This is a genomic window from Amycolatopsis kentuckyensis (assembly GCF_002155975.1).
Lineage (GTDB): Bacteria > Actinomycetota > Actinomycetes > Mycobacteriales > Pseudonocardiaceae > Amycolatopsis > Amycolatopsis kentuckyensis.
Map to the genome: position 1 here is coordinate 18047 of NZ_MUMI01000534.1, position 9817 is coordinate 27863.

Annotated in this window: 8 protein-coding genes; 7 read left to right on the top strand and 1 reads right to left on the bottom strand. The window is 69.9% G+C overall.

Translation table 11 applies throughout. The features are described from left to right. The first annotated feature begins 76 nt into the window (after positions 1–76). The 7 genes from CCN39_RS40685 (at position 77) to CCN39_RS40715 (ending at position 9546) form a co-directional block, all read left to right on the top strand. Positions 77–2503, top strand: coding sequence for a beta-glucosidase H (locus CCN39_RS40685; protein ID WP_086851575.1), 2427 nt, complete (start codon positions 77–79; stop codon positions 2501–2503). Positions 2504–2655: 152 nt separating this feature from the next. Then, positions 2656–3558, top strand: coding sequence for a GNAT family N-acetyltransferase (locus CCN39_RS40690; RefSeq protein ID WP_086851577.1), 903 nt, complete (start codon positions 2656–2658; stop codon positions 3556–3558). Positions 3559–3638: 80 nt separating this feature from the next. Further along, complete coding sequence (locus CCN39_RS40695) at positions 3639–4064, top strand: hypothetical protein (protein ID WP_208630604.1); 426 nt, start codon at positions 3639–3641, stop codon at positions 4062–4064. Between the two features lie 31 nt (positions 4065–4095). Next, positions 4096–5715: a 2,3-epoxybenzoyl-CoA dihydrolase gene (gene boxC, locus CCN39_RS40700; protein ID WP_086851579.1), complete on the top strand. Its 1620-nt coding sequence runs from the start codon at positions 4096–4098 to the stop codon at positions 5713–5715. Between the two features lie 5 nt (positions 5716–5720). After that, positions 5721–7142 (top strand): benzoyl-CoA 2,3-epoxidase subunit BoxB, encoded by a 1422-nt coding sequence (boxB, locus tag CCN39_RS40705; RefSeq protein ID WP_086851581.1) that lies wholly within the window; start codon positions 5721–5723, stop codon positions 7140–7142. An 8-nt stretch (positions 7143–7150) separates the two neighbouring features. After that, positions 7151–8695 (top strand): benzoate-CoA ligase family protein, encoded by a 1545-nt coding sequence (locus CCN39_RS40710; protein WP_086851582.1) that lies wholly within the window; start codon positions 7151–7153, stop codon positions 8693–8695. Next, a complete protein-coding gene (locus CCN39_RS40715) occupies positions 8692–9546 on the top strand; it encodes an amidohydrolase family protein (protein ID WP_086851584.1) in 855 nt (284 codons plus the stop codon). The genes CCN39_RS40710 and CCN39_RS40715 overlap by 4 nt, the downstream gene beginning before the upstream one ends. Before the next feature lie 51 nt (positions 9547–9597). Here CCN39_RS40715 and CCN39_RS40720 read toward each other — a convergent pair. After that, on the bottom strand, positions 9598–9817 hold a 220-nt coding region (locus tag CCN39_RS40720), incomplete at its 5' end, for a VOC family protein (protein ID WP_434781158.1).

A 9817-nucleotide genomic window follows, 5' to 3' on the forward strand; every position in this document is an offset into this window, starting at 1 on the left:
AAGGTGTCACGAAAACATAACGTTCGCTACTCGGCGCCAGGTAGGGTGACGGCAGGACCGATCGCGGAGGATGCGCATGAGCTTCGACGTCGAGGCGCTGCTGGCCGAACTCGACCTGGACGCCAAGGCGAGCCTGCTCGCCGGCCAGGACGTCTGGTCCCTTCCCGCGCTGCCGCGGATCGGGCTCGCGTCGCTGGTCCTCTCCGACGGCCCGGTCGGCGTCCGCGGGACGCGCTGGAGCCCGGACGATCCCTCGGTCACCCTGCCCAGCCCGACCGCCCTTGCCGCGAGCTGGGACCCGCGGCTGGCCGTCGAAGCCGGCCGCCTGCTCGCGCAGGAAGCCCGGCGCAAGGGCGTGCACGTGCTGCTCGCCCCGACGGTCAACCTCCACCGCTCGCCGCTGGGCGGCCGGCACTTCGAGTGCTACTCCGAAGACCCCCTCCTCACCGGGATGATCGGCGCCGGCTACGTCACCGGCGTGCAGGACGGCGGGGTCGCCGTCACGGTCAAGCACTTCGTCGCCAACGACTTCGAAACCGAACGCTTCACCGCCGACGTCCACGTCGGCGAACGCGCCCTGCGCGAGCTCTACCTCGCGCCGTTCGAGCTCATCGTCCGGCGCGCGAAGCCGTGGGGGATCATGGCCGCCTACAACAGCGTCAACGGCGTCACGATGACCCAGCACGCCGAACTGGTCAACGGCGTGCTGCGCGACGAATGGGGCTTCGACGGCTTCGTCGTCTCCGACTGGCTGGCCGCGCGCGACACCGTCGCCTCCGCCACCGGCGGCCTCGACGTGGCGATGCCCGGCCCCCGCACGGTGTTCGGCGACCGGCTCGCCGAAGCCGTTCGCGGCGGCGAAGTCGACGAAGCCGTCGTCGACGCCATGGTGCGCCGCGTACTCCTGCTCGCCCACCGGACCGGCGCGCTCGGCGGCAGCCCCGCGCCGCAGCAGTCCCCTGTGGACGGTGATGCGGTCGCGCGCAAGATCGCGCACCGGTCGTTCGTGTTGCTCCGCAACGAAACCGGCGTGCTGCCCCTGCGTGAACCGCAGAGTGTCGCGCTCATCGGCGCGCTCGCCGCGGACCCGAAGATCCTGGGCGGTGGCAGTGCCACCGTGTTTCCCGACCACGTCGTCTCCCCTCTCGACGGCCTCGAAGCGGCCGTTCCTCCGGGCACCGAGCTCGGCTACGCCCCCGGTGCCGATCCGCGGACGACGTTACCGACCGCCACCGACAATTTCCGGATCCGCGCGACCGCCCGCGCCGCCGACGGCACCGAACTCGCGCAGTTCCCCTTGCGCAAAGCCAGGATCGACTGGATCGGCGAACTGCCGGCCGGCCTCGACATCGGCACGCTCGCCTCGGTCGAGATCGCCGGCACGTTCCTCCCGGACTCGGGCGGCACGCACACCTTCGGCATCACCGGTCCCGGCGACCTCCGCCTCACCGTCGCCGGCCAGACCGTCTTCGACGGCGTGAACCTGCCGGAGGGCGGGGACATCTTCACGTCCGTCATGCAGGTCCACGAGCAACGCCGGGAGGTCGAGCTGACCGCGGGCGAGCCGGTCGACGTCAGCCTGACCTACTGGATCCCGTCGGAGATGGCGGAGTTCGCCAGGGGCACCTTCGCCTGGGTCACCTTCGCGCTCGGTCACCGCGGCCCGGTCCTCGACCCGGACGCGAGCCTCGACGAAGCCGTGGCCCTCGCGGCGAAGTCGGAGGTCGCCGTCGTCGTGGTCGGCACGACCGCCGAGGTCGAGAGCGAAGGCTTCGACCGGACTTCCCTCGCCCTGCCGGGACGCCAGGACGAACTCGTGGCGCGGGTCGCCGAAGCGAACCGGAACACCGTCGTGGTCGTCAACGCCGGCTCCCCGGTGGAGATGCCGTGGCGCGACGACGTCGCCGCGGTGCTGCTCACCTGGTTCCCCGGCCAGTCCGGCGGCGACGCCCTCGCCGACGTCCTCTTCGGCCGCGAAGAACCCGGCGGCCGCCTCCCGACGACCTGGCCGGCGAAGCTCGAAGAGGCGCCGGTCACCGACGTGACGCCGGAAGACGGCGTGCTCGAGTACGGCGAAGGCGTGTACATCGGCTACGGCGCCTGGGCCCGCACCGACCGGCAACCCGCGTACTGGTTCGGCCAAGGCCAGGGCTACACGACGTGGAAGTACGAAGAGATCGACGCCTACCCGGACGAGGAAGGCGGCGCGCGCGTCCGGGTCCGCGTCCGCAACACGGGAACGCGCAAGGGGCGCGAAGTCGTCCAGCTCTACCTCGTCCCGACCGAACGCGGCGACCGGCCGCACCGCTGGCTGGCCGGGTTCGCGAGCGTCGAAGCCCGGCCCGGCGAGACCGTGGAAGCCGACATCGCCATCACGTCGAGGTCGGCCGAAGTCTGGCGCGACGGCTGGCAGCACATCGCCGGCGAGTACGTCCTGGAGGCTTCGCACTCCTACGCCGAACCGCGGCTGAGCACGCGAATGGTGCTCCAGAAAATCCGTTGATCACCGCGGGCGCATCCCCTATGGTCTTGGGAAGGCACCTTGACCAGGGAAAGGAGGTGGGACCGATGATCACGCAACCGATCACGCGCTCCCACCTCGCAGCGAGGGTGCCGGCTGTCTGACCGGGAGCGCGTACTCCTGGAAGGATTTCCATGACCGAACTGGTCGTGCGCTCGCTCGAAGCGGGCGAAGAAGCACTGTTCACCTCCCTGCCCGACCGCGGCCTCGTCGGCCGCGCGCTGCTCGGCGACGACTTCGTCGAGATGGCGAAGAGGGGCGAGTACCGGCCCGAGTGGACCTGGGTCGCCTTGCGTGACGGCGTCGTCGTGGCCCGCGCCGCTTGGTGGGCCAAGGCCGACGACGAGGCTCCGCTCGCCCTGGACTGGTTCGACTTCACCGACTTCGACGCGGGTGTCCACCTGCTCAAGACGGCGCCGCTGCACGCCGAGTACGCGCTGCACACGCCGCCGGCGTGGCGGAACGATCCGCAGGTCGCGGCCGAGGTGAACGGCCGGGTCGAGGCGGCCGAGAAGGCGGGCTACCGCAAGCTCGTCGAGCGCTACCGCTTCCGCTGGACCCCGGAAAACGGCCTGCCGGAGAAGCCCGGCCGGCTCGAGTTCCGGCCGGAGCCGGACGACGACGTCATCCTCGAGGTCTTCAAGCGGGTGCACGTCGGCAGCCTCGACGCGCACGCGCAGAAGACCATCGAAGAGCAGGGCATCGAAGCGGCCGCGCAGGAAGATCTCGACCTGATGAAGTGGATGCCGGCCCCGCGGGACTGGTGGCGGCTCGCGTACACACCCGAAGGCGAACTGGTCGGCCTCGTGCTGCCGAGCCGCAACGTCTACGACCCGGTGGTCGGCTACGTGGCCGTGGTGCCGGAGCACCGAGGCAAGGGCTACGCGTACGACCTGCTGGTCGAGGCGACGCACGACCTGGTCGGCCACGGCGCGGACCGGATCGTCGCGGGCACCGACGTCGGCAACGTCCCGATGGCGAAGGCGTTCGCGAAGGCGGGCTACCCGGTGGTCCAGCACCGCATCGACTTCGTGTGACCCCTGGGGCGGCCGCGCCTTGCCCGGCGCGGCCGCCCCGCGGTACCGTCGCTAGAGCGATCTATCAAATCGGGGGCGTGATGGACAAGGGACTGACGCCGCTTCGCGTGATCCTCGGCTTCTCGCTGCTCAGCACGGCGATCCACTACGCGCACAACGCCCTCCGGTACGCGGACTATCCGCAGCTCCAGGGCATCACGCCGGTCGTCGGCGGCCTCGTCGTCGCCGTCGTATGGGTGCTGCTCACGGCGTTCGGCTGGCTCGGCTACCGCGCGTACACGCAAGCCCGGTACCACCGAGCTCTGGCGTTCCTCTTGGTCTATTCGCTGGCCGGGATGGTCACCCTGGGCCACTTCCTGACCGGCGTCCCGCAGATTCCGGCGTTCTGGTTCGCGACGATCTTCACCGACGCCGCGGCCGGGCTGGCGCTGTGGGTGTTCCTCACCTGGGCCTGGGCCACGCTCAACCGGGTGACCACCCGAGATCAAGTTTCTACACAACATTGACGTCCGTCTGACTCATGTAGACAATCGAGGGGTGACCACCACCACACCGGTCGCCTTCGACCGCCGTCCGGACGAGTACCGCCACTGGCGCCTGCGGGTCGACGGGGAGGTGGCCTGGCTGGAGCTGGACGTCGACGAGCAGGGCGGCCTGGTCCCCGGCTACGAGCTCAAGCTCAACTCCTACGACCTCGGCGTCGACATCGAGCTGTACGACGCCACGCAGCGGCTGCGGTTCGAGCACCCCGAGGTCCGCGTGGTCATCGTGACCAGCGCCAAGGACAAGGTGTTCTGCGCCGGCGCGAACATCCGCATGCTCGCCGCGTCTGAGCACCACTGGAAGGTCAACTTCTGCAAGTTCACCAACGAGACCCGCAACGGCATGGAGGACGCCACCGAGCACTCCGGCCAGACGTACGTGGCCGCGGTGAACGGCACCTGCGCGGGCGGCGGCTACGAAATCGCGCTGGCCTGCGAAAAGATCTTCCTGATCGACGACAACTCCTCGACCGTGGCGCTGCCGGAGGTGCCGCTGCTCGGCGTGCTGCCCGGCACCGGCGGCCTCACCCGGGTCGTCGACAAGCGCCGCGTCCGGCGGGACCTCGCCGACGTCTTCGCCACGCGCCCGGACGGCGTCAAGGGCAAGACGGCGGTCGACTGGCGCCTGGTCGACGAGCTGGTGCCCCGCCAGGACTTCCGCGAGAAGGTCCTGGAAAAGGCGCGGGAAATCGCCCGCGAGTCCGGGAAGCAAGCGGACCACGGCATCGAACTGACCCCGCTCCGGCATCGTCATGTCGACATCGAGGTCGGGAAGAGCCAGGCCACGATCACCATCAAGGGGCCCGAAACCGACCCCGGTGACCTGCACGAAGAGGGCGCGGACGGCTGGTTCCTCGCCATGACCCGCGAGCTCGACGACGCCATCCTGCGGCTGCGCACCAACGAGGTCGAAGCCGGTACGTGGATCCTGCGCACCCAGGGCGATCCGGCGAAGGTCGCGGCGCACGAGCAGGCCGTGCTGGGGCAGAAGGACTGGCTCGCCAACGAGATCACGCACTACTTCAAGCGCACGCTCAAGCGCCTCGACGTCACCAGCCGCAGCCTGATCGCGCTCATCGAACCGGGCAGCTGCTTCACCGGCGCACTGCTCGAGATCGCGCTGGCCGCGGACCGCCAGTACATCCTGGACGGCCCCCCGATCGACGACGAAGACAGCGACGCGCGCGCGTCGATCCAGCTGACCGACGCCAACTTCGGTGCCTTCCCGATGGGCAACGGCCTCACCCGCCTGCAAGCCCGGTTCTACGGCGACGACGACCACCTCGCCTGGCTCGCGCGCGAGAAGAACCGCGGGCTCAGCGCCGCCGAAGCCCTGGAACTCGGCCTGGTCACCGACGCCCCGGACGACCTCGACTGGGAGGACGAGATCCGGATCGCCCTCGAAGGCCGCGCGTCGCTGTCCCCGGACGCGCTCACCGGCATGGAGGCCAACCACCGGTTCGTCGGTCCCGAGACCATCGAGACCAAGATCTTCGGCCGGCTGGCGGCTTGGCAGAACTGGATTTTCACCCGGCCGAACGCATCCGGGCCGGAAGGCGCGCTGCGCCGCTACGGTACGGGACAGAAGGCCGTCTTCGACAGGAAGCGGGTCTAGCGCAGATGCCCGAGAAGATCGACTACGACGCCAAGATCCCCAACAACGTCAACCTCTCCGAAGACCGCAGGCTGCAGCGCGCTCTCGAAGGCTGGCAGCCGAAGTTCCTGCACTGGTGGGGCGAAATGGGCCCGACCCTGGAGACGCAGGGGGTCTACCTGCGCACCGCGGTCAGCGTGGGCCGCGAAGGCTGGGCGCACTTCGACCACGTCAACGTCCCGGACTACCGCTGGGGCATCTTCCTCGCCGAGCGCGACCCCGACCGCCGGATCGCCTTCGGCGAGCACAAGGGCGAGCCGGTGTGGCAGCAGGTGCCCGGCGAGTACCGTGCCGACCTGCAGCGGCTGATCGTCATCCAGGGCGACACCGAACCGGCGTCGGTCGAGCAGCAGAAACTCCTCGGCCTGACCGCTCCCAGCCTGTACGACCTGCGGAACCTGTTCCAGGTCAACGTCGAAGAAGGCCGGCACCTGTGGGCGATGGTGTACCTGCTGCACGCCTACTTCGGCCGCGAAGGCCGCGACGAAGCCGAAGGGCTGCTGCTGCGCAACTCGGGTAGTCCCGACGCGCCCCGCATCCTCGGCGCGTTCAACGAGGAAACGGCCGACTGGCTGGCCTTCTACATGTTCACCTACTTCACCGACCGCGACGGGAAGTACCAGCTCGGCACGCTCAAGGAGTCCTCCTTCGACCCGCTCTCGCGCACCTGCGAGTTCATGCTGAAGGAAGAAGCGCACCACATGATGGTCGGCACCACCGGCGTCGACCGCGTGGTGACCCGCAGCGCCGAGCTGATCCGCGAGCACGACACGTTCGACATCGGCCCGCACGGCGGCATCCCCCTCGACATCATCCAGAAGTACCTCAACTTCCACTACACGGTGTCCCTGGACCTGTTCGGCAGCGAGACGTCGACGAACGCGGCGAACTACTACACCGCCGGGCTCAAGGGCCGCTGGCAGGAGACCCGCCGCAAGGACGACCACAAGCTCACCGACGACGCCCGCACCCTCGACCGCCCCAACGGCGACGGCACCTGGACCACCGAGGAACTGCAGGCGATCCTGCTGCTCAACCTCGACCTGCGCAGCGAGTACGTGGCCGACTGCCAGACCGGCGTCAACCGCTGGAACAAGATCCTCGCCGAGGCCGGGATCGATCACACGTTCCGGTTGCCGCACCCTGGCTTCAACCGCGAAGTGGGCATAAACTCCGGCCACCACGTCACTCCCGACGGCACCATCGTCGACGAGGCGACCTGGGAGGCAGGCAAACGCAAGTGGCTGCCCACGACCGAAGACCTCACGTTCGTCCGTTCGCTGATGCGCCCGGTGTACGAGCGGGGGAAGATCGCGAGCTGGGTCGCGCCGCCGCGGCAGGGCATCAACGGGAAGCCCATCGACTACGAGTACGTGCACCTCACGTAGGAGGCCTGGTGGCGACAGGGTTCAATGCCGCGGAGTACCTGCTGCGGGCCGGGCGCCCGGACGCGACCGCGGTCGTGTCGCCCCGTCGCTCGCTCACCTACGCCGAGCTCGCCGAGGAGTCCCGGCGCGTGGCCGGCGGGCTCGCCGAACTCGGGGTGCGGCCCGAAGAACGGGTCATGTTCTGCATGGTCGACGACGTCGAGCTGCTCACCGGCATCCTCGGCGCGATGCTGGCCGGCGCGGTCGCCGTCCCGGTGTCGACCATGGTCACCGGGCCGGAGCTGGGCCAGGTGCTGGCCGACTCGCGGGCGCGCGTGCTGTGCGTGTCCGGGGAGTTCGCCGGCCAGGCGCGGACGGCCCTGGAGCTGGCCCCCGAAGTCACCGACGTCGTGCTCGACCGCTGCGACGCGGCCGGGTTCGGCGTCCGGACGCACGACTGGCCGTCACTGGCCGGGCCGGTCCCGAGTGGACGGACGTGGGAGGACTCGCCCGCGTTGTGGCTGTACACGTCGGGAACGACCGGGCAGCCGAAAGGCGCGATGCACCGGCACGCGAGCATCCGCGCGGTCTGCGAGACGTACGCGCGCGGTGTGCTGGCGACGACGTCCGCGGACCGGTTCCTTTCCGTGCCGAAGCTGTTCTTCGCCTACGGGCTGGGGAATTCGTGCTTCTTCCCGCTCGGCGCGGGCGGCACGACGCTGCTCGAGCCGTCGCGGCCGACGCCCGCGTTGTTCGCGCGACGCGCTCGCGAGGAACAGCCGTCCCTGTTCTTCGCGGTCCCGACGTTCTACGCGGCACTGCTCGCCAGCGACGTCCCGGACGACTCGTTTTCTTCGGTGCGGTACGCGGTTTCGGCAGGCGAGCCGCTGCCGGCGTCGCTGTTCGAACGGTTCCGCGCCCGCTTCGGGCTGGAGATCCTCGACGGCATCGGGTCGACCGAAGCCCTGCACATCTTCCTGTCGAACCAGCCCGGTTCGGTGCGGCCGGGCAGCACCGGCGTCCCCGTACCGGGGTATTCCGTGCAGCTCCGCGACGAAACCGGAGCGGTGATCGACGCCGCCGGGAAGCCGGGCGAGCTGTTCGTGGCCGGGCCGTCGACGGCGACCGGGTACTGGGCCCGCTACGACGCGACGAAGCTCGTCTTCCAGGGCGAGTGGCTGCGGACCGGCGACAGCTACGTCCGGAACGAGGACGGCACCTACAGCTGTCTCGGCCGGTTCGGGGACATGCTGAAGGCGGGCGGGATCTGGGTGTCACCGTCCGAAGTGGAGGAACGGCTGCGGCAGCACCCGGCGGTGGCCGAGGTCGCGGTGGTCGCCGCACCGGACGCCGACGGCCTCGACAAGCCCGTCGCGTGCGTGGTCGCCGCGCCGGGGTTCGCGGTCGATCCGGCCGAGCTGATCGAGTTCTGCCGCGAGGGGCTCGCGGCGTTCAAGCGGCCTCGCGGGGTGGTCGAACTGGCGGAGCTGCCGAAGACGGCGACCGGCAAGATCCGCCGGAACGTCATCCGCGAGCAGGTCCGCGACGTGCTGCGGGTGGTGCCCAGCCCGTGATCGACGGGCACTTCGTGGTCGACGCGCACGTCCACGCGCCGCGGCTGCCGACGCTGAAACCCGCGTGGCTGCAGTGGGCCCACGACTTCGCGGGCTCGTACCCGTGGCGTTCGGTGTATTCGGCTGACGGCACGGTGATCCCGGCGGCGATGGACGAGCTGATCGAGTCCGAAGGCGTCGACCGGGTCCTGCTGTTCTGCGAGTACAGCCCGCGCGCGACCGGGATCCAGCCGATCGAGGACAACCTGCCGCTGGTGGCTCACAACCCGACGCGGTTCCGGCTGGTGGCGAACGTGAACCCGTACCTGCACCACCCGGCCGCGTCGGAGGTGGCGCGACAGCTGGACCTGGGCGCGGTGGCGCTGAAGATCCACCCGGTGCACGGCGCGTTCTCGCCGGCGGACAAGGAGCTGTACCCGGTCTACCAGCTGTGCCTCGAACGCGGGGTGCCGGTGATCCTCCATTCGGGAACGTCGAGCTTTCCGGGCTCCCGCACCAGTTTCGGCAACCCGGAGCTGCTGTCCGATGTGGTCGAGGACTTCCCGTCGCTGCAGTTCGTCTTCGCCCACGGCGGCCGCGGCTGGTGGTACGACGTCGCCGCGTTCCTGGCGCTGGCCCGAGAGAACGTGTGGCTTGATCTGGCCGGGCTGCCGCCGAAGAAGCTGCCGGAGTACTACCGGCGCTTCGACCTGACGCGGCTGGCGGGGAAGTTCGTGTTCGGGACGGACTGGCCGGGCGTGCCTTCGGTGGCCGCGAACGTCCGGGCGCTGGCCGCGCTCGGGCTGCCCGCCGACGTGCTGAGCGGCGTGCTGTCGGGGAACGCGGTCAAGCTGATGCCGTCGCTGGCCTAGCGGGCCGAACGCGGGGGTGCCGCCCGGCGGCACCCCCGCGCCCCCAGGGGGTCAGCCCATGACCTCGTGCAGGCAGAGCACGTTGCCTTCGGAGTCGGTGAACCAGGCCGCCCGCTCGTTGCCCAGCTGGGCGATGTGGTCGACCGTCTTCAGGCCTTCCATCTCGAAGTCCTGGAACTGCACGCCGCGGTTCTCCAGCGTCTTGACTTCGGCGGGCAGGTCGCCGACTTCGAAGCTGAGTGCCGTGTTCTCGCTCTGCGCGCCCTCCGGC

What these genes read in the sequence shown, in the direction of transcription:
- CCN39_RS40685 (WP_086851575.1), top strand. Translation starts at nt 77, where the DNA reads ATGAGCTTCGACGTCGAGGCGCTGCTGGCCGAACTCGACCTGGACGCC.
- CCN39_RS40690 (WP_086851577.1), top strand. Translation starts at nt 2,656, where the DNA reads ATGACCGAACTGGTCGTGCGCTCGCTCGAAGCGGGCGAAGAAGCACTG.
- CCN39_RS40695 (WP_208630604.1), top strand. Translation starts at nt 3,639, where the DNA reads ATGGACAAGGGACTGACGCCGCTTCGCGTGATCCTCGGCTTCTCGCTG.
- boxB (WP_086851581.1), top strand. Translation starts at nt 5,721, where the DNA reads ATGCCCGAGAAGATCGACTACGACGCCAAGATCCCCAACAACGTCAAC.